We start from the raw sequence: 22,642 nt of genomic DNA, 5'->3' as shown, positions 1-22,642 counted from the left end.
CCGCGGAGCGCCCCGCCGCTCGGCGCTTCCGAGGCGGTCGCCCCACCGGCCGGAAGGCTGCGCATCCCGTACCCGGGCAGCGGAGCGACCGCCGGGCGGCACCGGCGCCGGGCCTGAGCGGCCGTCACACCTGCTTGGGGGCCCAGTACGGGTCGCGGCCGGAGGCGGCCAGGGCGCGGTCGAGCAGCGGGGCGTCGACGGGGAGCGGGACGGGGTCGGCGAAGCCGCCGAACTGCCGGTAGAGCTCGGCGTTCTCCTCGACCACGGTGAGGACCAGGTCGGCCAGCTCGTCGGGTACCTCGACCTCGGTGCCGGTGGCGCGGGCGACGTCCCAGCCGTGCAGCACCATCTCCTTGATCAGCATCTTGGCGATCGACTCGGCCGGGACGGGCGTGCCGCCGAGGTCCACCTCGCCCTCCCAGACGGCCGGGTCGGCCCAGGCCGCGACGGCCCGGTCCAGCTGTGCGGCGTAGTCCTCGGCCCAGGCGGCGTCGGTGGTGAAGTCGCGGGCGACCAGGTCCTCCGGCAGCGGGGTCCGCAGGGCGCGGTGCTCCAGGCCGTGCGAGGTGTACAGCACCCAGTGGTTGACCAGGGCCCGGGTGTCGAAGTCGGTGCAGGGGGTGGGGCCGTCCAGGTGCTCGGGGCGGACGCCGCGGGCGATGCGGGCGGCCTCGGCGGCGGCGCTGGACATCCGGGGGTGCAGGGGGTGACCGTTCATGCGTCCGATCCTGCGCCGACGCCCCGGCCGCGGTCTTGAAGAAACGCGACGGCCCGGCCGCGCCGCGCCCACTACCCTGGCCGGCATGAGTGCACCGGACCTGGGACGCGGGGTGCTCCACCCCGGCCGGGCGGCGGCCGTGATCGAACTGGACCGGCGCGAGCCCGCCCCCGGAGCGGACCGCTTCGTCGAGTTCTACTGGCTGGTGCGCTGGGACTGCCGCGACCGGCCGCCGTACGAGCAGAAGGTGCTCTCCCACCCCCATGTGCACCTGGTCTTCGAGGAGCCCCGGGCGAGGGTCTACGGGGTGGACCGCTCGCTGTTCGTCCGCCGGCTGGAGGGGCGGGGGCACGCGCTCGGGGTGAAGTTCCGGCCCGGCGGCTTCCGCCCGTTCACCGACCGCCCGGTCTCCGGCCTCGCCGACCGGTCGGTGCCCGCCGCCGAGTTCTTCGGCCCGGAGGCCGACCGGCTGAACGAGGACATCATGGCCGGCCCCGCCGACCCGGAGCGGCTCCGCGCCCTCGCCGACGCCTTCCTGCTCGCCCGGCTGCCCGAGCCCGACCCGACGGCCGACCGGGTAGCCGCCATGGTCGAGCGGATCACCTCCGCCCCCGAACTGCACCGGGTCGACGACCTCGCGGCGGAGTTCGGCCTCGGAGTCCGGCAGTTGCAACGGCTGTTCGCCGAGTACGTCGGCGCCTCGCCGAAGTGGGTGCTGCGGCGGGCCCGCCTGCACGAGGCGGCCCGGCACGCCGACAGCGGCGCGGACGTCGACTGGGCGGCCCTCGCCGCGGACCTCGGCTACGCCGACCAGGCCCACCTCACCCGCGACTTCACCGCCGCGGTCGGCACCCCGCCCGCCCGGTACGCCCACGGCTCCCGCTGACCGTCCACGGCCCCGACCTGCGGCCATGCATCGCCGCGTCACGCTGTGCTACCGTCCGGCTACGGAACAAAAGTTGACCCCGGCGGTGCGCCAACACCCCGGGGCCTGACACGGGAGCACACACTCCACATGCACGTCCACTTTATCGCGCCCGACCGGTATGTCCGGGCACCACACGAGATCGTCCGGCACCCGCGTCTGCGGGCCACCGCCAAGTCCCTGCTGCTGTGGGCGCTCTCCCTGCCGCCCGGCACCCGGGAGACCGTCCTGACGATCGGTCACCGGATGGCCGAGGGGCGCATGGCGGTCTCCCGCGCCCGCAACCAGCTGATCGACGAGGGCTACCTGCACGTCCGCCGCCGCCAGCACCCCACCAAGGGCACCTGGACGACGGACGTCATGGTCACCTCCGTCCCGCTCCGCACCGCCGAGGAGATCGCCGCCGCCTGGGAGGGCGCCGCAGCGAACGACCGCACCGCGGCAGCCGCAGACACCCCGGCGTCTCCTGCGCGTCGAATCCCGGCACTCGGCCGGTCGAAGGGTCGGCAGGTCGGCACTTCACCCGATTCCAAGACTGCGGAGAACACTCCACCACCCGAGGGGGCCTGCGGGCCCGAGGCCCGCCTGCTCCTCGAACTCGCCCGGCACGACCCACGGTTGCGCCTGAGTACGGCCGAGGCCGCCGCCCTCGCCCCGCTGGCGGCCGACTGGCTCACCCGGGACGCCCGACCGCACCGCCTCCTGCACACCCTGCTGGCCGGCCTGCCCGAACGCATCCACGCCCCGCAGGCCCTGCTCCGCACCCGTCTGCAGCGCAGCATGCCCGCGGCCCCGCCCACGGCGGCGCCGGCGCCCCGGGGAATCCCGTCGGACCTCCCGCCCGCCCGGGTCGACGCGGCCGCCGCGGAACGCAACCGGATCGGCGCCGGCCGTGCCCGCGAACTGCTCCGCGGGGCCCGGATCCCCCGCCCGGTGCCGGCGCTGTAGCCGGGCCGTCCGCGGGGCCCGATGTCAGTCCTCGTCGAAGAAGTCCTCGACCGTGTCCTCGACGACGTCCTCCACGATCCCGCCGCCGACGAACCCGACCGCGGCACCGGCCGCCGCCCGACGATAGCGGCCGAGGTCGGCCCGGGGGCGGCACCTCGGCGGCGGTGTCCCCTCACACCCGGGGGCCGACGCGGCGGACGAGGGCGGCGCCGAGGGCGGTGGCGGCGGCGAGGACGGGCCACAGGAGGTGGGGGCCGGCGGCGAGCAGGGCGGTCAGGGCGGCGGGGGCGGCGGCGCGGCCGAGGCCGCTGGAGAGCTCCCAGCGGGCGAGGGCCCGGCCGAGGCGGGCGGGCGGTGCGGCGGCGACCACCAGGGCGGTGCCGGTGCCGGTGTAGAGGATCTCGCCGGCGGTGTAGAGCACCGAGACACCCGCGACGGCCGCGGCCCCGGCCGTGCCGCCGAGCGAACCGGCCGCCCAGAAGCCCAGGTAGGAGAGGGCGAGCACCAGACCGGAGGCGGCCAGGACGGACCTCCGGGAGCGGCGGGAGATCCACAGCACCACGGCGAGCTGGGTGGTGATCACCAGCACGGTGTTGCCGACGAAGATGCCCGAGGACCAGGCCGGTGCGACGTGCAGGGTGGTCACCAGCAGGGCGGGCAGGGCGACTTCGAGCACGTCGAAGCAGAAGGCGTACGGCAGGTTGGCCACGCCCAGCAGGGCGGTGCCGCTCCGCCCCTCGGCGGCCGGCCCGTCGACAGGGGTGTCCTGCCGGGCGGCGGCCGGCGGGACGGTGAGCCGCAGCGACCAGACCAGGCCGGCGGCCAGCAGGCAGGCGAGGGCGGTGGCCAGGGCGAGGGTCCGCAGGGCGCCGGTACCGCCCGCGGTCGCCGCGGTGGCGGCCAGGGCCCCGACGCCGAGGCCCGCGTTGCGCAGCGCCCGTCCGGCGGCGAGGGCGGCGTCCCGCAGCCGGCCGTCGGTGAGTGCGGCGACCACCGCGGCGTGCGCGGTCGGAAAGGCCTGGCTGCCGATGCCGAGCAGCACGGCCGCCGCGGTGAACCCGGCCGCGCCGGAGGCGACCAGCAGCACAGCAACGCCGGCCGCCCGGACGAGCAGCGTCGCGGCCACCGGCAGGCTCCGTGCGCCGCGGTCGATCCAGCGTCCGGTCAGCGGCACGGCGGCCAGGCCGGCCAGCATGCCGGCGGAGAGGGCGAGTCCGGCGGTGCCGACGCCGAGGCCGATCACCCCGACGCCGTACAGCAGCAGGAAGGGGCGGAGCAGGCCCGCGCCGAGTGCGTCGACGAGGACGGCGAGGCCGTAGCGGCGGCCACCGGCGATGCTCAGCAGGCGGGCGGTGCCGGGGAGTTCGGCGGCCGGGGAGGCGGTCGGGGCGTCAGCCGTCGCGGCGGGGCAAACGGGGCGGTCGAGGAGGGTCATGGCGGCCACGCTGCGCCGCCGAGCGGGGCGGTGGCACGCGGATTGACGGTCCCCGTCAACCGTCGGCGGGCGGGTGGGGACGGGATGGCAGGATCGCCGGCATGAGTCTGACCGTCGACGTCACCGGCCTGCCTGCCGAGGCGCTGCTGTTCGCGCCGTCCCCGCTGGCGGAGCTGAACGCGATGCTGCACGTCCTCGCGGAGCCGGCGCACCATCCGGAGCTGCACGGCTGGGCGGCGGCCACCACCGGTGCGCTGCCCGCGGGCCTGGCGGACCGGCTGCTGGAGGCGGACTTCCTGTGGCGGTCCTCGCGGGCCGACTTCCTCTTCCCGGCCCTGCCGGGTGCCACGCTGGCGGAGGAGCTGGACGCGGTGGACCGGCTGGAGGACGAGCTGTACACCGCGGCGGCGCTGGTCACCACCTGCGGTTCGTCCCGGCTGTCGTACCGGCCGGCGGGTTCGCCGCTGACCGATCCTGCGGCGGCCGAGCGGGCGCGGGACCTGGCGGCGGCCCGGGGGCCGCGGCAGGCGGCCTTCGCCGACCGGCTGCGCGCCGATCCGCCGGCCGCCCGGGCGGCCGTGCGCCGGCTGCTGGAGGACTGCGAGCGGGCGTTCTTCGCGGACGCCTGGCGCCGGGTGCTGCCCTCGCTGGCCGCGGACGCCCGGCAGAAGGCCGACCTGCTGGCCCGGCGCGGCCCGGCGGAGGCGCTGGCCGCGGTCTCCCCGGTGATCGTGCTGGACGAGGCGGAGCCGGGGCGGCGGCGGATCGTCGTCGACAAGCTGCAGGACAACACGGCCAGTGCGGTCGCGGCGGGCGGGGTGACGTTCATCCCGAGCGCCTTCGGGCGGCCGCACCTGCCGGTGGTGTACGCGGCCGGGTGGCGTCCGGTGCTGCAGTACCCGATCGCCGAGGCTGGCGGCACCGACCCGGTGTCGCTGGCGCTCGTCCAGCAGCGGCTGGAGGCGCTGGCCCACCCCGTCCGGCTGCGGCTCGCCCGGACGATCGCGCGCGGCCCGCACACCACGGGCGAGCTCGCCGACGCCTGGCAGCTCACCGCCCCCGAGGTCTCCCGCCACCTCGCGGTGCTGCGCAGGGCCGGGCTGCTGACCACCCGCCGCCGCGGCCGCTACGTGCTGTACGAGCTGGACCTCGCCACCAGCGCCCGGCTCGGCGGCGACCTGCTGGAGGCCGTGCTGCGCTGAGCCCGGCCGGGATCGTACACCGATCGGTTTCCTCGCGGCGGCGCGGGCGGTAGCCTCGGCGGCATGGACACCCAGGTGAAGCCCTCCCCGCGCGACCGGCTGCTCGACGCCGCGACCGAGCTCTTCTACCGGGAGGGCGTCGGCACCGGGATCGACGCACTGTGCAAGGCGGCGGGGGTGTCCAAGCGGTCCATGTACCAGCTGTTCGACAGCAAGGACGAGGTGATGGCGGCCGCCCTGGAGCGGCGCGCGCCCGGGTACGCGGCGCTGCTGCTGCCCGCGGCGGACGACCCGCGCCCGCCCCGGGCCCGGGTGCTGCACGTCTTCGAGCGACTGGAGGAGCTCTCCCGGGCGGAGGACTACCGCGGCTGCCCGTTCCTGGCGGTGCAGGTCGAGCTGAAGGACGGGGCGCACCCGGCGAGCGCGGTCGCCGCCCGGGTCAAGCAGGCGCTGACCGACTTCTTCCGGGCCGAGGCCGAGCGTGGCGGGGCCGCCGATCCCGCGCTGGTGGCCCGGCAGTTGACGCTGGTCTTCGACGGCGCGAGCGCCCGGGCCGGGGCGGCCGGGGAGTCGCTGGCGGGGCTGGTGGTGCCGACGGCGACCGCCCTGCTGGACGCGGCCGGGGTGCACTGAACCCCGGCCGCAGCCGGCCCGCGAAGACCGTTCCACCGGAGGGTACTCACGGGTAACATGCCCTGCACGGTCTGGCACCCAAGGGAGTCGAGCATGCACGGCACGGACGGAACCCCGGTCGGAACGGGCTTCTTCGACTCGGTCGACGAGGTCGCGGCCCGGCTCGCCGAGGTCGGCTACCTCGCCTCGACCGCCGTCGCCACCACCGTGTTCCTCGCCGACCGGCTCGGCAAACCGCTGCTCGTCGAGGGCCCGGCGGGCACCGGCAAGACCGAACTCGCCAAGGCCGTCGCCCGGCTCGGCGCCGCCCGGCTCGTCCGGCTGCAGTGCTACGAGGGCATCGACGAGGCCCGCGCGCTCTACGAGTGGAACCACGCCAAACAGCTGCTGCGGATCACCGCCGGCCGCGACGAGAACTGGGACGAGGCCCGCACCGACGTCTTCGGCGAGGAGTTCCTGCTCAGCCGGCCGCTGCTCACCGCGATCCGCGGCGAGGAGCCCACGGTGCTGCTCATCGACGAGACCGACAAGGCCGACGTCGAGGTGGAGGGACTGCTGCTGGAGGTGCTCAGCGACTTCCAGATCACCGTGCCCGAACTCGGCACCATCCGGGCGGCCCGCCGCCCCTTCGTCGTGCTCACCTCCAACGCCAGCCGGGAACTCTCCGAAGCCCTCCGCCGCCGCTGCCTCTTCCTCCACCTGGACTTCCCCGACGCCGAGTTGGAGCAGCGGATCGTCCGCCTCAAGGTGCCCGGCCTGGACGCCGTGCTCGCCGAGTCGCTCGTCACCGTGGTCACCGCCCTGCGCGGCATGGAACTGCGCAAGGCGCCCTCCGTCGCCGAGACCATCGACTGGGCGCGGACCCTGCTCGCCCTCGGCGCGGGGACGCTCGACGGCGCCGTCCTCCGCGACACCCTCGGCGTGGTCCTCAAGCACCAGGACGACCTGCTCAAGGCCGCCGCGAAGCTGGCACCCGCGTGACCGGCCCGCAGGCCCCGGCCACCCCCGCGGACCCGCCCGACCTCGCGGCCCGGCTCACCGGCCTCGTCCAGGCACTGCGCGGCCACGGTCTGCGGATCGGCCCCGGCGAGACCGCCGACGCGGCGGCCGCCCTGGCCGTGCTCGGACTCGCCGACCGGGAGCAGGCCCGGGAGGGCCTGGCCGCGGTCCTGCTGCGCGCCGGAGGCCAACGGGCCGTGTTCGACGCCGTCTTCGACCTCTTCTTCCCGCTCGGCGTCGGCACCCCGCACGGCGCCGGACAGCCGCCGGACCAGCCCGTGGACCGGCCCGCCGCCGTCGCCGAACTGCGCGACCGGCTCGCGGAGGCGCTGGCCGCGGGCGACCGGGCGGCGGGCGCCCGGATCGCCGGCGAGGCGGTCGAGGCGCTCGGCCGCTACGGCACATCGCCCGGCACGGACGGCTGGTCCGCCTACCAGACCCTCGGCCTCCTCCAGCCGGAGACCCTGCTCGCCCGGGTGCTCGCCGCGCTGCGCGCCGGGCCGGCCGGCCCGGACGACGGAGGGCTCGGCGACCGGCTCGCCGAGGACGAAGTCCGGCGGCGCATCCGGGAGTTCCGCGCCCAGGTCGGCACCGAGGCGCGCCGCCGGGTCGCCGAACTGCGCGGCACCGAGCGGATCGCCGCACGCGCCGTCGCCCCCGCCCCGGACCGGGTCGACTTCCTCGCCGCCGGGCCCGAACAGCTCGCCGAACTGCGGCGCACCGTCCAGCCGCTGGCCCGCAAGCTCGCCACCCGGCTGGCCGCGCGCCGCCGCCGGGCCGCGCACGGCCGGATCGACCTGCGGCGCACCCTGCGGCGCTCGCTCTCCACCGGCGGGGTGCCGATGCGCCCCGCGTACCGGCAGCGCCGCCCGGCCCGCCCGGAGATCGTGCTGCTCTGCGACGTCTCCGGCTCGGTCGCGGGCTTCGCGCAGTTCACCATGCTGCTGGTGCGGGCGATGCGCGACCAGTTCGCCCGGGTCCGGGTGTTCGCCTTCGTCAACCGCACCGACGAGGTGACCCGGCTGGTCGCCGCCGACACCGACCCGGCCGAACTCGGCCGCCGCATCCTCACCGAGGCGGCGGTGGCGGGCTGGCACGGCAGCAGCGACTACGGCGCGGCCCTCGGCGAGTTCGCCGAACGCCACCTCGACGCGGTCGGCCCGCGCACCGCCGTCCTCGTCCTCGGCGACGCCCGCACCAACGGCTGGGACCCGAACCTGCCCGCCCTGCAACGCATCGCCGACCGCGCCCGCCGGGTCATCTGGCTCAACCCCGAACAGCCCGCCCTCTGGGGCACCGGCGACTCCGCCGCCCCCGCCTACGCCACCGCGGTCGAGATGCACCCTTGCCGCAACGCCCGCCGCCTCACCGACCTCGTCGCCCGCCTGCTCCCGGTCTGACGCCCCGTACGGCCACGGGTCTTCGTCAGGCGGCGAGTTGGGGGTAGAGGGCGGCGAGGTCGCCGGCCAGGCCGGCCTTGACCTGGCGGGAGAGGTCGTCGGCGAGCACCTCGTGGGCGTCGGACTCGATGCCGTCCAGGGCGCGGCGGGCCACGTCGGCCGGGTCCGCCTTGGGGGCGGTGATGCCGGAGGTCAGGTCCGTGTCGACGTAACCGACGTGCAGGCCGGTCACGTTGATGCCGCGCGGCTTCAACTCCAGGCGCAGCGAGTTGGTCTGCGACCAGAGTGCCGCCTTGGAGGCGCTGTACGAGCCGGCCAGGCCGATCCAGGACAGCACCGAGTGGACGTTGAGGAGGTGGCCGCCGCCGTTGCGCTCGATCACCGGGACGAAGGCGCGGGCGGTGAGCAGCGGGCCGTAGAAGTTGGTCTCGAACTCGCGGCGGACGTCCTCCACCGGGGAGTCCAGGAAGGACGCGTTGACCGCGGCGCCGGCGTTGTTGATCAGCACGGTGACGTCCTGGGCGCGGGCGGCGGCCGCCGCGACCGAGGCCGGGTCGGTGACCTCCAGCGCCAGCGGGACGGCCTCGGGGTGGGTGACCGTCCGCGGGTCGCGTGCGGTCGCGTAGACCTTGGCGGCACCGCGTTCGTACAGCGCGTCCACCAGCGCCCGGCCGATGCCGCGGCTGCCGCCGGTGACGAGGACGGCTGCGCCCTTGATCGCGGTCATGGGAATCTCCCCTCAGAGGAAACCGATCGGTTTCCACCAAGGTAAACCGATCGGTTTCCACCTGCAAGCGGCTGCGTCAGTCCGCCCCGGCCGAGCGGAGCACCGCCAGCACCAGGGTCCGCGCGACCTCCGCCGTCTCCCGCACCGACACCTGCTCCCGCGGGCTGTGCGCGACCCGGACGTCCCCCGGCCCGAACTGCAGCGTCGGCACCCCGGCGGCCGCGTACAGCCGCAGGTCGCTGCCGTACGGCGCCCCCCGCTCCCGCAGCGCCGCACCGCCCACCGCGTCCGCGTGCGCCGCCCGGACGAGACCGCCCAGCGGATGCCCGGCCGGCAGCCGGCCGCTGGCGAACAGCCCGCCCGGCCAGGTCACCGACGCCGGGTGCTCCCGCAGCCACGGGTCCGCCGCACAGGCCCGGGCCACGCACTCCTCCAGGTCCGCCATCGCCGCCGCCGGGTCCTCCCCCAGCCGCACCCCGAGCCGGCCCTCGGCGACCAGCCGGTCCGGCACGCTGCTCGCCCAGTCCCCCGCCCGGACCTTGCCCACCGAGAGCGCGTACGGGATCGGGTACTCCGCCATCAGCGGGTCCGGAGCGGTGTTGCGGGCGGCCTCCAGCCGGGCCAGTGCGGCGTGGACCGGCAGGTAGGCGTCGATCGCGCTGGCGCCCTCGTTCCGGGTGCTGGCGTGCGCGGCCCGGCCGTGCACCTCGATCCGGAAGGTCAGCGCACCGGCGTTCGCCGTCACCAGGGTGCCGCCGGTCGGCTCGGTGATCAGGCAGGCGTCGCCGGTGTACCCGCGCCGCAGGGTGCCGAACGCCCCGAGGCCGCCGTCCTCCTCGCCGACCACGAAGTGCACCGCCACCCGCCCGCGCAGCCGGGCGCCGCTCGCCCGGATCGCGGCCAGTGCGGCGAGGTGCGCCGCCAGGCCGGCCTTCATGTCGCAGGCGCCGCGGCCGTGCACCACGTCCCCGGCCACCCGGGGCACGAACGGGTCGCCGACCCACTGGGCGGCGTCGCCCGGCGGCACCACGTCCACGTGCCCCTGCAGCACCATCGTCGGGCCGTCGTCCCCGCCGGTGCCCGCCACCAGCCCCCAGGCCTCCTCGCGCGGCGCCTCCGTGCCGGGGAAGTCCGGGTGCGCCCGCAGCGCGGGCAGGTCCATCGACCACAGGTCGGTCTCCAGGCCGAGCCCGTCGAGCAGGCCGGCCAGGTGGTGCTGGATCTCCGACTCGGCGGCGCTGCCGGTCACGCTGGGGATCGCGATCAGGTCGAGCAGCGTCCGGGCGACGGCCGCCTCGTCGACGGCCGCCAGCGCGGCGGCCTCCCGGGCGGTGAGGTCTGCGGTCACGGGCGGGCCTTCCGGTCGGGGCCCGCCCGGCCGCCGGAGCGGGCCGGCCGGAGGGCGGGCCGGTGGGTCGCCCGCCCAGCCTGTCAGAGTGCCCCGCCCGGGTCACGGGCCGCCGGCCGCCGGCCGCCCCACCGGACCTGCGCCGCCGCCCGGGTCGGGCGGGCTCAGACCCGGGCGAGGTCGGCGGCGCCGAAGCCGACCGAGAAGCGGTGGCACCAGATCACCGCGCTGCGGACCCGCTCCAGGTCGGTGCCGGGCGGCACGGTGTAGTTCTGGTTGCCGAGGTTGCCCTTGAGCCGGTCCAGTTCGACCGCGCCCTCGCCGAGCGAGTCCAGCCGCGACTCGGCGGCGGGCAGCGCCGACAGGTACACCCGGACGTCCGGGCCGTCCGAGGTCCGCAGGTCCTCCAGCCGCAGCACCACCGTGCCGTCGGCCAGCCGCACCAGCCGGGCGGTGCCGGTGGTGGGGTGCTCCCCGGCGACGAACCCGCCCCGCGCCAGGTCCACCGGGGCCGCCGGGGCGGTCGCCGCGGCGGTCGTCGCGGCGGCCGACACGGCCGGGCCCGCGGACACGGACGCGGACGCGGACGCGGACGGCAGCGCCTCGTCCACCGAGGTGCTGGTGAACGCCTTCCACGGCGCGAACAGGTACAGCCCGAACCCGCCGACGAGCAGCACCAGCACGGCGAGCGGAACGGTCACCCGCCGGGCGGGCCTGCGGCGCAGCGGTGCACGGAACTTCACGGTCTCCCCCGGGGTGCGTCGGACGGTGGCAGACCTCATGGGTACCGCGCGGCCGCCGGCCCGCGCCACGTCCGCGGCCCGGCGGTAAGAACCCCGTAACCTGCCCGGCCCCGCAGCCCGGTTCAGGCCGGCGGCGGGCCCTCGGCGCCCTCCGACAGGTCCTTCACGAAGGTCGTCGCACTGCGCCGCACCGTCATGCCCACCCGCTCGTACAGGCCGAGCGCGCCGGTGCCCGAATGCGTCCACAGCGTGCAGGAACGCCGGCCGGCCCGGTGGAAGGCCAGGAAGGAGTGCCGCAGCAGCAGCCGCGCGATCCCGCGGTTGCGGTGGTCGTGGGCGACCGCGACCCGCTCGACGTACCCGTCCTCGGTGTCGGGGAGGTCCAGCGCGAGGACGGCGCCGACGACCTGCCCGTCCACGAAGGCCAGCGAGGACATCTGCGCGGCGAACGTCGGCCGCTCCACGGTGTGCTGCGCCCACTCCTCGTACGCCTTGCGGCGCGGCTGCCACTCGGCGAAGGCGTCCTCGGTCAGCCGGTGCACCGCCGGCCCGTCGCCCGCACGGAACGGCCGGACGGTGACGCCCTGCGGGGCCTGCGGCAGCGCCGGCTCCCGGGGCATCGCGATCTCCATCAGCCAGGCCCGCACCAGCGGCCCGTAGCCGCGGGAGCGGACCAGGGCCACGGCCCCCGCGTCGGAGTCCGGGACGGTCTGCACGATCCGCTCGGTCCCCGCCTGCCGGGCGCGTGCCTCCGCCCAGTCCAGCAGGGCGGCGCCGAGGCCCCTGCCCCGGTGCTCCGGGTGCACGTCCACCTCCGACCGCCGGTCGACCCAGGCCCGTGCCGCCGGCCGCCCCTGCGCGTCGTGCACCAGCAGCGTGTCCGCGCCCAACTCCATGCCCGGGCGGGCCAGATCGGCCGCGATCCCGCCCGGGTCGGTCTCCACCTGCCCGTACAGCTCGGTCTCGCACGCCGCCACCAGCCCGTGGATCACCGGCACGTCCTCGGCGCACGCCGCCCGCCCCCGGTACCCCGCCGGCAATCCAGGCACCACACCCGTCATCGGCCCCACACTCCCGCGCAGCAGTCCTCCGGTCCCGGCCCGGCACCGCGTCAGTCTCCGCCACCCCCGCATCCACGGCAACGGATTACCCGAAGCCCACCGCACCCCGGCACCTGCCCGCCTAGGCTCCGGCCATGCACAAGGGCGCGGGCGGTTCGAAACAGGCGGCGGCGGACCGGCTGGACGCGGCGATGCGGCAGGCGCTGCTGCCCGCCGACGCCAGGGCCCGGCTGGGTGCCTGGGCGGCGGGCGACGGCGCCGCCTTCGCGGGGGCGGCGGGCAGCGGGGTGCACGGCGTCGACTGCGTGCCCGCGCACTGGGCGGGCATCGGACCGTGGCCGGAGGTGCTCGGGTCCAGGGGCTCGACGACCGCCGTACCGGTGAGCCGCGCGCAGGTCCGGGAGGCCGTCGGGTCGGCGCTGGACGGCGAACGGTGGGAGGAGGCGCTGGTCGTGCCGTACGTCTGGGGCCGCGGCAAGCGACCCTGGCGCGGACCGGCCGTGCTCGCCGGGATCCTCGTGCACCCGGGAACGGGCGCGGCGCTGGCCGGGGCCGTGCAGGCGCTGACCTCCGAGGGCGCGGTCGCGGCCTACCGGAGGCTGGACGGCGCCGTCCCGGGGCTGGGGCCCGCATTCTTCACCAAGTTCCTCCATTTCGCGGGCCTCGCCCGGGCGGACGCCGTCCCGGGGCCGCTGCCGCTGATCCTCGACTCCCGGGTGGCGGCCGCCCTGCGTGCCCTGGCGGTGCCGGTCGGCCTGGCCGCCGCGGTATCGAGGGCGGCGGCCGTCGCCCGGTGGACCTGGTCCACCGGCGGGTGGACGCCGCACCGCTACCGCGTCTACCTGGAGTGGATGCACGCCGCCGCCGCGCAGCTGGCCGCCGCCTGCCCGGCGTGGCCGGCCGGCCGTCCGGACCTCCTCGAACTCGCGCTGTTCAGGGGCGTCTGACAGGTCGTCCCCCGCCCGGGCCGCGGACCCGGCGTTCACACCGTGCGTGCAGCTCCTCCACCGGTGTCCGCCGACCTGCGTCCGGAGGGGGCACCGGGTGCGTCCCGGAACCCGCGTGGCGCTAGGTTCTTGACCGGCCGTCCGACCCGCCGGACGGCCGGTCGACCCGGGACGAAGGGACGTTGGCGTGCAGGGACAGCTGCTGGGCGAGCGCTACGAACTGCTGGAGCGGCTCGGCCCCACGGGGGCGGGCGAGCACTGGCGGGCGTACGACCGGCAGCTCGGCGTGCCGGTGGAGGCGGCCGTCCTGGCCGGGCCGGGCACCGCGCCGGAGGAGGCCGAGCGGCTCGCGGAGGCGGCCCGCGCCGCGGCCGAACGGCCCGGGCACCCGCACCTGGTGACGGTGCTGGACGCGGGCACCGACCCGGCGAGCGGCACGGTGTACGCCGTCCTGGAGCAGGTCGCCGGCCGCAGCCTGGAGGCCGCCCTCGCCGCCGCCGGCCCGCCCGGCACCGGCCGCGCCGCCGAGTGGACCCGCCAGATCTGCGCCGGTCTGGCCGCCTCGCACGCGGCGGGCGCGGTGCACCGGGACCTCCGGCCGGCCCGCCTGCTGCTCACCGCGGACGGCACGGTCAAGCTGCCGGGCCTGGTGGCCGACGCCCCGGCGGCCGGGCAGCCGGGCGGCGGGCTGGCGGGGGCGCTGGCCGGCGTGCCGTGGATGTCCCCCGAGCTGGTGCGCGGCGCGGAGCAGGTCGACGCGCGCAGCGACCTCTACGCGGTGGGCTGCCTGCTGTACCAACTGCTCACCGGCACGACGCCGTTCGGGCACCGCGAGCCGACCGTGCAGTTCGGCGCGCACCTGCGGGAGGCCCCGGCGCCGCCGAGCGCCCGCCGGCCGGGTGTCCCGGCCGGGCTCGACGACCTGGTGCTGGCGCTGCTGGCCAAGGCACCGGAGGAGCGTCCGGCGGACGCCGACGAGGTGCTCGACCGGCTCGACGCGCTGGCGCCGGAGCTCGCGGCCGCGGGCAGCGGCCCGGCGGACGCCGCCGCCCCCCGGTCCCACGCGCCCGCCGCGTCCGCCGCGGGCTTCCCGGCCGCGGCCTCGTTCTCCGCCGCCCCGCCGCCGCCCGCACCGGCGGTGCCCGAGTTCGAACCCTGGGAGGACGAGCACCGGGCCTCCTGGTGGCAGGGCTCCGCAGGCCGCCGGGCCGGGCTGGTGGCGGGCAGTGCCGCGCTGGCCCTGGCGCTGGTCTCGGGGATCACCTGGGCGGTGAGCGCGCAGGGCGGCGCACAGGACGGCGGGTCCAGGGTGGCCGGTACGTCGAGCGCGGCCCCGCCGGCCGACGGCGGCGCCGGTACCACCGGGGAGACCCCCGCGGAGGACGCCACCGGCGCGGGTCCGTCGGCGGGGGCGCCGTCCGGTTCGGCCGCGGCGACGGCCTCCGCGGCGGGCACGAGCGGCGCCCCCGGCACCCCGGGGGGTGCCACGCCCGGTGCGCCCGCCACCACGGGCGGCGGACCGGCCGACGGCGGACAGCCCGGTACGACGCCCGCCCCGGGCACCGCCCCCGCCACCCCGGGGACGCCCACCACCGCCGGACCGACCAAGGTGCCGCCGTCCCCGGCGACCTCGGCCGGCACGTACGGCTGCAGCGGCGGCCTGGTCGGCAGCTACCCGGTGACCACCGCGTCGGGCGTGGTGTTCGGCTACTTCTACATCTGGTTCGACTCCGCGAGCGGCAAGAACTGCGCCGCCACCATCAAGACGGTCAACAGCGGCTACGGCACGGCCTCCGCGGTGAGCGCGAGCATCAGCCGGTGCTCCCAGACCGCGGCGGCGGCGAGCTGCAGCAAGGTCGCCGGCACCACCGCCACGGACCAGGGCAGCTTCGCCAAGTTCGCCGGTCCGGTGCGGGTGGCCGCGGTGAAGACCTGCATCAACGGCTCCGGCAGCATCACCTGGGCCGGGCAGACCGCCACCACCCGCTCGCTCGGCAATCGCGCCGTGCACTGCGGCTGAGACCGCCCGGCGCCGGGACGCCGACCGCCCTCAGTGCAGCACCAGGCTGCCGGTGCGGACGGCCCGGCGCAGCGCGAGGCCGAGGGTGAGGTGCGCGGCGACGCCCCAGAGCAGGGCGACGCCCGCCTCGGCGAGCAGCGGCCCGAAGGAGAACGGGGCGCCCTCGGCGAGGCGGCGCATCAGCGCGAGCCCGTGCGTGATCGGCAGGACGGCCGCCAGCCGGGCGGGCAGGCCGTCCTGCGGCACGGGTGTGGTGATGCCGCAGAGCAGCAGGTAGCCGATGGTCGTCCCGGCGGTGAGGTACATCCGGGACTCGGGGTGGCGCAGCGAGATCCCGGCGAGCGTCAGCGCCAGGCAGTAACTGCTGAGGGAGACCAGCAGGTTGACGGCGACGACGGCGGGCAGCGCGGGCAGGTGCAGCGGCACCGGCAGCAGCAGCGGCACGACGGCGAGGGCGACGGACGAGGTGAGCATGCCGTCCAGCACCCAGTGCAGGCCGCGGGAGGCCAGCACCAGGAAGGGGTTCGCCCGGGTGACGAGCAGGAACTCCAGGGTGCCGGAGCGCCGTTCGCCGACGGTCGAGGAGACCACGCCGAGCGCGGCGAGCGGCCCGAGGGCGGCCGCGTTGCCGAAGGCGATCTCGCCGGTGGCCTGCGCGGAGCCCAGCAGGGTGCCGAGGGTCGCGAAGAACAGCACCTGGCAGAGCAGCCGGACGAGCCAACCGCCCGCCCAGGAACGCCAGGTGAACATGGCCCGGTAGTCCTGGTGACTGCTGAGCAGCCCGTGTCCGAACTGCCGCAGTGCGGTCGACAGGGCGACGGTGGTACTGCGGCGCTCAGGCATGGAGGGCCACCTCTCCGGAGCGGACGGACGCCAGGACCCTGCGCAGCACGAGCAGTCCGAGCAGCAGGTGCACGGCGACGAGGGCGGCGAGCAGGGCGACCCGCGGGCCGGCGGCCTGCGCGGTGCCGGCCGCGGCGTCGCGCAGCAGCTGGGCGCCGTGGGCGAGGAAGAAGCACCGGGCGACGGCCCGGACCGGCCCCGGCAGCACGCCGATCGGCACGATCAGCCCGGCCAGCAGGTAGAACGGGTAGGTGAGCGCGTTCTGCAGGGCCCGGGCCCCTCGGACGAGGATCATCACACCGCTGATCAGCAGGGCCGTCGCGGCCACCCCGAGCGCGGTCAGCACGGCCACCAGCAGGCACAGCCCGGGCTCGGCGATCCGGACGGGCAGGCCGAACCCGAACCGTCCGATCAGCAGCACCTCGGCGAGCACGGGCAGCCCGAGCGCGGTGGTGGTGCCGACCCGGACGGCCAGCGCCGCGAGGTAGCGGCCGGGGGTGAGCAGCGAGGGCTCCAGGGTGCCCTCGCGGCGGTCGGTGTCGACCGTCTCGGCCGCGACGAAGACGGCGTGCGACCACAGGCTCATCAGGAAGGCGGTCAGGGCCACGGTGGTGGCCGCCGACTCCCGGTGGTGGTGCACGAGCGCGGAGAAGAACACCAGGGAGTACAGCGGGATGACGGCGAGCGTGGCGAGCAGGTCCGGCGAGCGGACGATCAGGACGGCCTGCATCCGGGCGGCGGCGATCAAACGACGAACTCCCGGTCCTCGATGACGGATCGGTACACCTCGGTGAGGCCGGGCGCGGCGACCGAGATCTCCTCGGCGCGGGCCTCGACGAGCACCGCGAGCACCCGGGTGAGCGCCTCGGCGCCGTCCGGGCGGACGGTGACCGCGCCGCCCGGCCCGCGCTCCACCTCGGTGCCGGGCAGCCCCGCGAGGGCCTCGGCGGCGCGCGGCGGGACGCCGGTCGCGGTGACGGTGCGCCGGGCGGAGACCTCGGCGAGCAGGGTGTCGGCCGCACCCTGCCGGAGGATCGTGCCGTGGTCGATCAGCGCGAGGTGGGAGCAGAGCGCCTGCGCCTCGTGCATGTCGTGCGTGGTGAGCAGGACGGTCGTCCCGGCGTCCCGCAGTTCGCGGACGAGGGTGCGGAAGCCGGCCGCCGAGTGCGGGTCCATGCCGTTGGTCGGCTCGTCCATGATCAGCACCTCGGGGTCTCCGAGCAGCGCCCGGGCGAGGTGGACGCGCTGCACCATCCCGCGGGAGAAGGTCTCCACCCGGTCGCCGGCGCGGGCGGCCAGCCCGAGCCGTTCCAGGAGTTCGCCGGTGCGCCGTTCGGCGGCACGCGCGTCCAGTCCCTGCAGCGCCGCCCAGTACGACAGGTTCTGACGTGCCGTCAGCCTGCCGTACAGGCCGCGGTCCCCGCCGAGCACCAGGCCGATCCGGCGGCGCACCTCGCGGGGCCGGCGGACGACGTCGTGGCCGGCCACCCGGGCCGTGCCGGAGGTCGGCAGCAGCAGGGTGGTGAGGATCCGCGACAGGGTGGTCTTGCCGGCCCCGTTCGGCCCGAGCAGGCCGAGCACCTGGCCGCGCTCGACGGCGAGGGTGACACCTTCGAGGGCGGTGACCCGGCGTCCGCGCCGGGCCGTGAACGTCCGGCCGAGCCGGTCGGTCTCCACGACGGCCACGGTTCACCACCCCCCGGTGCCGGCCGCGACCGGCCAGGGGTCGAGCCGGTCGAGTTCGTCGAGCGCCCGGGCGTGACAGGCGGGGTCGACGAGTTCGCCCGTCACCATCAGGAAGTCCGCGACCGGGGTCCGCGAGATCAGCCCGCCGTCGAAGCGGTGGTGCACGGCGGCGCGGGGGACGCCGTCGCGCAGCGCGGTCAACTGCAGGCCGTGGATGGTGCGGCCGGCGGCGAGCCGGTCCTCGGCTCCCCCGGTGGACTCCGGGAGGTCCGCGGGTGCCGGAAGGGCGGCCCGGCGGCGCCGTTCGGCCGCGGCGGGCTCGCGCAGGGCATCGGTCAGCGCCGCCGGGACGGTCTCCCCGAGGCCGGGCCGTCCGGCGGTGAGCTCGCAGAGTTCGAGCAGCTCCGGGGCCAGGCAGTGGGCTGCCGCGGTGTCCGCGAGCGGACCTGCGGCGGGCGCGAGCGGCGAGCCGAGGACGACCGCCAGGTCGATGGAGTCCCGCACGGTGAAAGGGCGTTGGAACCGTTCCTCGGCGAGCGCGAGCAGGTCGGCGTGCACCTGGTCGGCGGGTAGTGCGGCCCGTACCGGGACGGTGCCGGGCTCGCCGGCGAAGGCGAAGGTGGCCACCTCCACCTCGGCCTCGTGGTCCAGCAACGGGTCCTCGCCGTACCACCACAGGCCGACGAAGCGGTGGTCGACGGCGTCCTGGCGGAGTTCGGTGTAGACGGCGCCCTCGAAGGACTGCCGGCCGCCGAGCAGGGCGACGGCCTGCCAGAGCGCCGCCTCGTCGGGGACGACCAGGTCGAGGTCGCCCGGCGGCCGGAGCAGCCCGTCCGGGTAGTACCGGGCCAGCGACGGGCCCTTCATCACCCGCAGGCCCTCCACCGTGCCGACGAGCGCGGCGAGTTCGCGGTAGTGCGCGGCGCGGCGGAGCATCCGGTCGAGTTCGCCGCGCGAACCGGTGCCCATCGGGACGCCCTCGCGCGCCGCGAGCGAGAGGACGAGCGGGGCGAGCACACCGCGGACCTGCCGGGAGGCGGCGAGCAGCGGCCGGACCCCGTCCCCGGGGTCGGTGCCGAGCAGCTCGTGGAGCAACGACAGCGTGAGCGGGAAGTCGGACTGCGGGTCTGCGGACATGACGTCTCCAGGGGGCGGTCGGCAGGGGGACCACTCAGGGGCGCGGCTGCCCCCAGTACCTCAAGGGCGGTCGGCGCGGCGGTAGCCGTAGGACTCCTGCCAGCCGTGGCGGCGCAGGGCGGACACCACGGCGGCGCCGGGGTCGGGGGGCAGGCCGGGTCCGGTGCGGTGGTGGCAGACGTGTCCGACCAGCGGCAGTCCGCGCCGGGCGGCCTCCGCGGCGGCGACGGCCACCAGGGCGGGCTGGGCGGCCGGGATGTGCGCGGGGTCCTCGATCAGGATGTCCACCAGGTCGACGAACGGGGTGCCGCCGGCGTCGTCGTAGGCGTCGGTGACGGCGGTGGCGTGGCCGATCGGGCGGTCGTGACCGTCGACCCAGGCCAGCCAGGTCCGCCGGGCGGGTGCGTGCAGGATCTCCTCGACCGCCTCGCGGACGGCCTCCTCGGCGACCTCCGTCCCGAGGTCGGCCTGGGCTCCGGAGACCGCGGTCGCCAGCCAGCCGCGGACGAGGTCCCGGTGCTGCCCGTCGTCCTCGGTGATCCGTACGGCGGGGGCGGCGGCCCGGCCCGCGGTCGCGGCGGCGTCCGGGGTGAGGTGGAGGTAGCTGATCAGCGGCTGCAGCCGCTGGTCGGCGGGCGTGCCGGCGGGGGTGCGCAGCACGGCGGCGGTGCAGTCGGGGTGGCGGGCGAACAGCTCGGCGAGCAGGCGGCCGGGGTCGGCGAGCAGGGCCGGGTCGGCGTGTTCGACCAGGCACTGCGTCTCGCCGGTGAGCGGGTCGGTGTACGGTCCGGCGACCACCGGCAGGCCGTCGAGGCGGTGCAGCAGGCCGGCGTCCTCCGCGGCCGCCAGGTAGGCGGGGCCGACGGCGAACGGGTCCCGGCCGGGCGCGGCCGGTTCGGCGGCGGTCGGGCCGGCGGCGGTGTTCACGCCGCCTCCGGGCGGACGACGACGACCAGCCCGTCGGCCAGCTCCCGTGCGGCGGCGGCGACCTGGGCCCCGGTCACCCCGCGCAGGGCGGCGATCTCCTCGTCCGGGTCGAGGTCCGTCCCGGTGAGGGCACGGCGCTCGGCGAGGGTGACGGCGCGGTCCAGCGGGGACTCGGCGGTGAGCACCGTCTCCACCACGGCCTGGTGGACGGCGGCCTCGACGGCCTCCTGCCCGGCCCGGCCGTCCGCGGTCTGCGCGAGGACCTCGCGGAACGCGTCGAGCACCTTCGGGGCGTTCCCGGGTTCGGCGCCGGCGAGCATCCGCCAGGCCCCGGTGTCGCGGTAGCTGCGCGACCAGGAACGGAAGGAGTAGGCGAGGCCGTCCTCGTTGCGCAGCCGCGCGTACAGCAGAGAGGCCGGGCTGGCGCCCAGCAGGTGGGCGAGGACGGTGTGGGCGTGCCGGCGGGGGTCGGTGGCGTGCGGGGCGCGGCCGCCGGCGAGCAGCCAGCAGAAGTCGTCGGGCCAGGCGTCGACCCCGCCGGGGCGGACCGGTCCGGGGCGGCCGGGTCCGTCCGGGCCGGACGGGGCGACGGCCTTGAGCTCGGGCAGGCCGCCGGCCTCCAGCGCGGCGGCGATCCGGCCGGCGGGCAGGCCGCCGACCACGGCGACGGCGAGCGGCGCGGTGGCGAGCGCGGTGCGGTGCGCGGCGCGGAGGTCCTCGGTGCCGATCCGCTCGACCGTCTCGGGGCGGCCGCCGACCGGCGAGGCGAGCGGGTGGCCCTCGAACAGCCGCGCCAGGAAGGCGTCCTGGACGGTGTCGGCGGGGTCGGCCGCGGCGGCGGCCAGTTCCTGGAGGACGACCCGGCGTTCGGCGTCGAGGGCGGCCCCGGTGAGTTCGGGGCGCAGCAGGGCCCGGCAGACCAGTTCGGCGACGCGCTCGGCGTCCTGGTCGAGCACCTGGGCGTGGATCACCAGGGAGTCCGGGCCGGTCGCGGCGTTGCAGGTGCCGCCGAGACGTTCGATGTGCTCGCACAGCGGGACGCCGTCCGCGAGCGGGACGGACATCACCAGGTGTTCGAGGAGGTGCGCGGTGCCGGAGGCGGCCGCGGGGTCGTGCCGGGCGCCGTGGCCGAGCGCGACGGCGAGGCTGGTGGTGCGCAGGTGCGGCTGGTGCTCGACCAGGACGGGGACGCCGCCGGTCCAGGGGGTTTCGATCACGGTGCATCCCGTCGTGGGCGTGGGGCGCCGCGCACCGCGGCGCCGCCGGTGGCGGTGCGGGGCGGGGGGGGCGGGGGGGGGGGGGGGGGGGGGGGGGCGGGCCGGCGTGACCCGGGCGCACAGCCGCCCGGGTCACCCCGGCCGGCGACGGCATTACTTGCCGGCGCGGACGTTGACCTTGTCCAGACGCGGACGCAGGCCGACCTTGTGGTTGCGAACCATGGTGTTTTCCTCCTCTCCACACGGGACGGTTGTCGGGACATCCGGGGGATCTCCCGTTCCGCCGCGCTTTCCTGCGGCGGCGAGAGAACATAACCATGACCATCACTCAGGAGTCAATAAACTGAGTCAAGGCGATGGCCGCAGCCCGCCCTACCAGGGCGTGATGACACCCTCAAGGATGGAGTCCTTCACTGCCGCCAGCTGCTCGAAACACTCCTGAGCTGCGGTTTCGTCAACCTCGACCGACGCGTCGACAGCCTCGGCCGGCCCGGATCCCTGCACTTCCCCTGCCATGACTCTCCTTGCGCAAGCCCTCGCGAGCATCGGAGGGCGCCGTCGGCGCACCCGATCGGGTGCGCCTCAGGACCGATACTGACAGAACAACATGACTGTGATAGTCAATTTGACTGTGACTGTGTCAATATCAACGGGGGCAACCACCCCGGGGCTCGTCCTCGGCCACGCCGGGGCCGCCGGGCCGGCCCGCGCGCACGCGGCCGCGCTCGGCCGGCCCTTCCGGCCGACAGCCTCCCGGCAGGAGCTCGTCGAGGCCGTCGCGGCCGCCGCCGGCGCCCCGGCCTTCGTGCTGGCGCCCGAGGCCGAGCTCGACCTCGGCCTCACCGGCGAGCTCGCCGAGACCGCGCGCGCCCACGCCGTCCGGCTCGGCGTCCTGCCGCTGCCGCCCGACCCCGCGGCCGCCGCCCGCCTGCTCGACCGGTCCGCACGGGCCGCCGGGGCCGCGCCGCGGCACCCCCACCGCACCCTGCACTACTGCGACTTCCGCCGGGAGGCCGTTCCCGGCCCGCGGCACTCCTACGGCTCCGCGGACTCGGACGCGTTCGTCGCCCGGCTCGCCGAGGGCGCGGAGGCCGTCGTCCTGCACGGCCACGGCAACGGCGCGGACTTCCGGGTCGGCCGGCACGTGCTCTGCCTCCAGGTCGACCCGCTCCGCCCGGCACCCGGCCGCCCCGGCGAGCAGTACCTGCCCTGCCAGGGCGGCGGCCCCTGCCGGCTGGAGCACAAGACCGGCTTCCGCGCCTTCCACGGCGCCGGGGCCGTCCGCACCCGGCTGCTGGTGCTGCTCTCCTGCTCCGCCTGGCAGCCCGCCGGCGGACTGCTGGGCCCGCGCTTCCAGCTGGCCCGGCGGCTGCTGGACGGCCCGCACGTGGCCGGCTTCGTCGCCTCCACCCGGATCAACCACGGCACCCCGCAACTGGGCGCCGCCGTCGAGCGGCTGCTCGACACCGGCGCCCCGCTCGGCGAGGTCGCACTGCGGATCAACCTGCTCGCCGGGGAGGGGCTCGCCTCCTACCTCTGCGTCGGTGACCCGGAGCTCCGCATCCCGGCCGACGCCGGACCCGGCAGCACGGACGCACCCGCGGCCGGCACCCGCGCCCCGGCCCGGCACGCCGCCCGCCCGGCCCCGGCCCCGGCCCCGGCCCCGGCCCCCATCCCGCCCCTGCTGGCACGGCCCGCAGTGCCGGATCGCCCACGCGGTGGCCGT

Annotated in this window: 22 protein-coding genes; 9 read left to right on the top strand and 13 right to left on the bottom strand. The window is 76.9% G+C overall.

Features of this window, described 5'->3' with window-relative positions; genetic code table 11:
* Positions 1-124: 124 nt before the first annotated feature.
* Complete coding sequence (locus ABD353_RS22300; protein ID WP_344625412.1) at positions 125-718, bottom strand: TIGR03086 family metal-binding protein; 594 nt, start codon at positions 716-718, stop codon at positions 125-127.
* Between the two features lie 85 nt (positions 719-803).
* Between ABD353_RS22300 and ABD353_RS22295 the strand changes: the two genes are divergently transcribed.
* Positions 804-1,604 (top strand): DUF6597 domain-containing transcriptional factor, encoded by an 801-nt coding sequence (locus ABD353_RS22295; protein WP_344625411.1) that lies wholly within the window; start codon positions 804-806, stop codon positions 1,602-1,604.
* A gap of 129 nt (positions 1,605-1,733) precedes the next feature.
* Positions 1,734-2,591: a hypothetical protein gene (locus ABD353_RS22290; RefSeq protein WP_344625410.1), complete on the top strand. Its 858-nt coding sequence runs from the start codon at positions 1,734-1,736 to the stop codon at positions 2,589-2,591.
* Positions 2,592-2,763: 172 nt separating this feature from the next.
* Here the strand turns inward: ABD353_RS22290 and ABD353_RS22285 are convergent, their stop codons facing one another.
* Positions 2,764-4,026: an MFS transporter gene (locus ABD353_RS22285; protein WP_344625409.1), complete on the bottom strand. Its 1,263-nt coding sequence runs from the start codon at positions 4,024-4,026 to the stop codon at positions 2,764-2,766.
* Positions 4,027-4,127: 101 nt separating this feature from the next.
* Between ABD353_RS22285 and ABD353_RS22280 the strand changes: the two genes are divergently transcribed.
* The 4 genes from ABD353_RS22280 to ABD353_RS22265 all read left to right on the top strand — a co-directional run bounded on the left by ABD353_RS22280 (position 4,128) and on the right by ABD353_RS22265 (position 8,260).
* The gene (locus tag ABD353_RS22280) at positions 4,128-5,228 is read left to right on the top strand and encodes a DUF5937 family protein (protein WP_344625408.1); all 1,101 of its coding nucleotides are present in this window, start codon (positions 4,128-4,130) and stop codon (positions 5,226-5,228) included.
* Positions 5,229-5,291: 63 nt separating this feature from the next.
* A complete protein-coding gene (locus tag ABD353_RS22275) occupies positions 5,292-5,861 on the top strand; it encodes a TetR/AcrR family transcriptional regulator (protein WP_344625407.1) in 570 nt (189 codons plus the stop codon).
* Positions 5,862-5,954: 93 nt separating this feature from the next.
* Positions 5,955-6,842, top strand: coding sequence for an AAA family ATPase (locus ABD353_RS22270; RefSeq protein WP_344625406.1), 888 nt, complete (start codon positions 5,955-5,957; stop codon positions 6,840-6,842).
* Entirely contained in the window at positions 6,839-8,260 is a 1,422-nt protein-coding gene (locus ABD353_RS22265) for a vWA domain-containing protein (protein ID WP_344625405.1), read from the top strand. The genes ABD353_RS22270 and ABD353_RS22265 overlap by 4 nt, the downstream gene beginning before the upstream one ends.
* A gap of 25 nt (positions 8,261-8,285) precedes the next feature.
* Here the strand turns inward: ABD353_RS22265 and ABD353_RS22260 are convergent, their stop codons facing one another.
* The 4 genes from ABD353_RS22260 to ABD353_RS22245 form a co-directional block, all read right to left on the bottom strand.
* Complete coding sequence (locus ABD353_RS22260) at positions 8,286-8,987, bottom strand: SDR family oxidoreductase (RefSeq protein ID WP_344625404.1); 702 nt, start codon at positions 8,985-8,987, stop codon at positions 8,286-8,288.
* Between the two features lie 76 nt (positions 8,988-9,063).
* On the bottom strand, positions 9,064-10,335 hold the full coding sequence (locus ABD353_RS22255) for an ArgE/DapE family deacylase (RefSeq protein WP_344625403.1): 1,272 nt from the start codon (positions 10,333-10,335) through the stop codon (positions 9,064-9,066).
* A gap of 164 nt (positions 10,336-10,499) precedes the next feature.
* On the bottom strand, positions 10,500-11,078 hold the full coding sequence (locus tag ABD353_RS22250) for a DM13 domain-containing protein (protein WP_344625402.1): 579 nt from the start codon (positions 11,076-11,078) through the stop codon (positions 10,500-10,502).
* Between the two features lie 122 nt (positions 11,079-11,200).
* Positions 11,201-12,070 (bottom strand): GNAT family N-acetyltransferase, encoded by an 870-nt coding sequence (locus tag ABD353_RS22245; RefSeq protein WP_344625401.1) that lies wholly within the window; start codon positions 12,068-12,070, stop codon positions 11,201-11,203.
* Positions 12,071-12,273: 203 nt separating this feature from the next.
* On the opposite strand from ABD353_RS22245, the gene ABD353_RS22240 reads away from it, so the two are divergent.
* On the top strand, positions 12,274-13,086 hold the full coding sequence (locus ABD353_RS22240; RefSeq protein WP_344625400.1) for an 8-oxoguanine DNA glycosylase OGG fold protein: 813 nt from the start codon (positions 12,274-12,276) through the stop codon (positions 13,084-13,086).
* A gap of 187 nt (positions 13,087-13,273) precedes the next feature.
* Entirely contained in the window at positions 13,274-15,106 is a 1,833-nt protein-coding gene (locus tag ABD353_RS22235) for a serine/threonine-protein kinase (protein WP_344625399.1), read from the top strand.
* A 30-nt stretch (positions 15,107-15,136) separates the two neighbouring features.
* On the opposite strand, the gene ABD353_RS22230 is transcribed toward ABD353_RS22235, so the two are convergent.
* The 7 genes from ABD353_RS22230 to ABD353_RS22200 all read right to left on the bottom strand — a co-directional run bounded on the left by ABD353_RS22230 (position 15,137) and on the right by ABD353_RS22200 (position 21,432).
* On the bottom strand, positions 15,137-15,949 hold the full coding sequence (locus ABD353_RS22230; protein ID WP_344625398.1) for a hypothetical protein: 813 nt from the start codon (positions 15,947-15,949) through the stop codon (positions 15,137-15,139).
* A complete protein-coding gene (locus tag ABD353_RS22225) occupies positions 15,942-16,697 on the bottom strand; it encodes an ABC transporter permease (protein ID WP_344625397.1) in 756 nt (251 codons plus the stop codon). The genes ABD353_RS22230 and ABD353_RS22225 overlap by 8 nt, the downstream gene beginning before the upstream one ends.
* A complete protein-coding gene (locus tag ABD353_RS22220; RefSeq protein ID WP_344625396.1) occupies positions 16,694-17,635 on the bottom strand; it encodes an ABC transporter ATP-binding protein in 942 nt (313 codons plus the stop codon). Before ABD353_RS22220 ends, ABD353_RS22225 begins: the two co-directional genes overlap by 4 nt.
* A 3-nt stretch (positions 17,636-17,638) precedes the next feature.
* Positions 17,639-18,772, bottom strand: a complete 1,134-nt coding sequence (locus ABD353_RS22215) for a nucleotidyltransferase family protein (RefSeq protein ID WP_344625395.1) — start codon at positions 18,770-18,772, stop codon at positions 17,639-17,641.
* Between the two features lie 60 nt (positions 18,773-18,832).
* Positions 18,833-19,699: a hypothetical protein gene (locus tag ABD353_RS22210; RefSeq protein WP_344625394.1), complete on the bottom strand. Its 867-nt coding sequence runs from the start codon at positions 19,697-19,699 to the stop codon at positions 18,833-18,835.
* On the bottom strand, positions 19,696-20,916 hold the full coding sequence (locus ABD353_RS22205; protein WP_344625393.1) for a M16 family metallopeptidase: 1,221 nt from the start codon (positions 20,914-20,916) through the stop codon (positions 19,696-19,698). The genes ABD353_RS22210 and ABD353_RS22205 overlap by 4 nt, the downstream gene beginning before the upstream one ends.
* A 372-nt stretch (positions 20,917-21,288) precedes the next feature.
* On the bottom strand, positions 21,289-21,432 hold the full coding sequence (locus tag ABD353_RS22200; RefSeq protein WP_344625392.1) for a hypothetical protein: 144 nt from the start codon (positions 21,430-21,432) through the stop codon (positions 21,289-21,291).
* Positions 21,433-21,553: 121 nt separating this feature from the next.
* Between ABD353_RS22200 and ABD353_RS22195 the strand changes: the two genes are divergently transcribed.
* Positions 21,554-22,642, top strand: a 1,089-nt coding sequence (locus ABD353_RS22195) for a hypothetical protein (protein ID WP_344625391.1), incomplete at its 3' end; no start/stop codon positions are given.

The sequence above is a fragment of the Kitasatospora arboriphila genome, from assembly GCF_039528095.1.
GTDB lineage: Bacteria > Actinomycetota > Actinomycetes > Streptomycetales > Streptomycetaceae > Kitasatospora > Kitasatospora arboriphila.
Note: the sequence above shows the minus strand (reverse complement) of the source record. Positions and strands in the feature narration are given on the sequence as shown.

What these genes read in the sequence shown, in the direction of transcription:
- ABD353_RS22300 (WP_344625412.1), bottom strand. Translation starts at nt 718, where the DNA reads ATGAACGGTCACCCCCTGCACCCCCGGATGTCCAGCGCCGCCGCCGAG.
- ABD353_RS22295 (WP_344625411.1), top strand. Translation starts at nt 804, where the DNA reads ATGAGTGCACCGGACCTGGGACGCGGGGTGCTCCACCCCGGCCGGGCG.
- ABD353_RS22290 (WP_344625410.1), top strand. Translation starts at nt 1,734, where the DNA reads ATGCACGTCCACTTTATCGCGCCCGACCGGTATGTCCGGGCACCACAC.
- ABD353_RS22285 (WP_344625409.1), bottom strand. Translation starts at nt 4,026, where the DNA reads ATGACCCTCCTCGACCGCCCCGTTTGCCCCGCCGCGACGGCTGACGCC.
- ABD353_RS22280 (WP_344625408.1), top strand. Translation starts at nt 4,128, where the DNA reads ATGAGTCTGACCGTCGACGTCACCGGCCTGCCTGCCGAGGCGCTGCTG.
- ABD353_RS22275 (WP_344625407.1), top strand. Translation starts at nt 5,292, where the DNA reads ATGGACACCCAGGTGAAGCCCTCCCCGCGCGACCGGCTGCTCGACGCC.
- ABD353_RS22270 (WP_344625406.1), top strand. Translation starts at nt 5,955, where the DNA reads ATGCACGGCACGGACGGAACCCCGGTCGGAACGGGCTTCTTCGACTCG.
- ABD353_RS22260 (WP_344625404.1), bottom strand. Translation starts at nt 8,987, where the DNA reads ATGACCGCGATCAAGGGCGCAGCCGTCCTCGTCACCGGCGGCAGCCGC.
- ABD353_RS22240 (WP_344625400.1), top strand. Translation starts at nt 12,274, where the DNA reads ATGCACAAGGGCGCGGGCGGTTCGAAACAGGCGGCGGCGGACCGGCTG.
- ABD353_RS22230 (WP_344625398.1), bottom strand. Translation starts at nt 15,949, where the DNA reads ATGCCTGAGCGCCGCAGTACCACCGTCGCCCTGTCGACCGCACTGCGG.
- ABD353_RS22215 (WP_344625395.1), bottom strand. Translation starts at nt 18,772, where the DNA reads ATGTCCGCAGACCCGCAGTCCGACTTCCCGCTCACGCTGTCGTTGCTC.
- ABD353_RS22200 (WP_344625392.1), bottom strand. Translation starts at nt 21,432, where the DNA reads ATGGCAGGGGAAGTGCAGGGATCCGGGCCGGCCGAGGCTGTCGACGCG.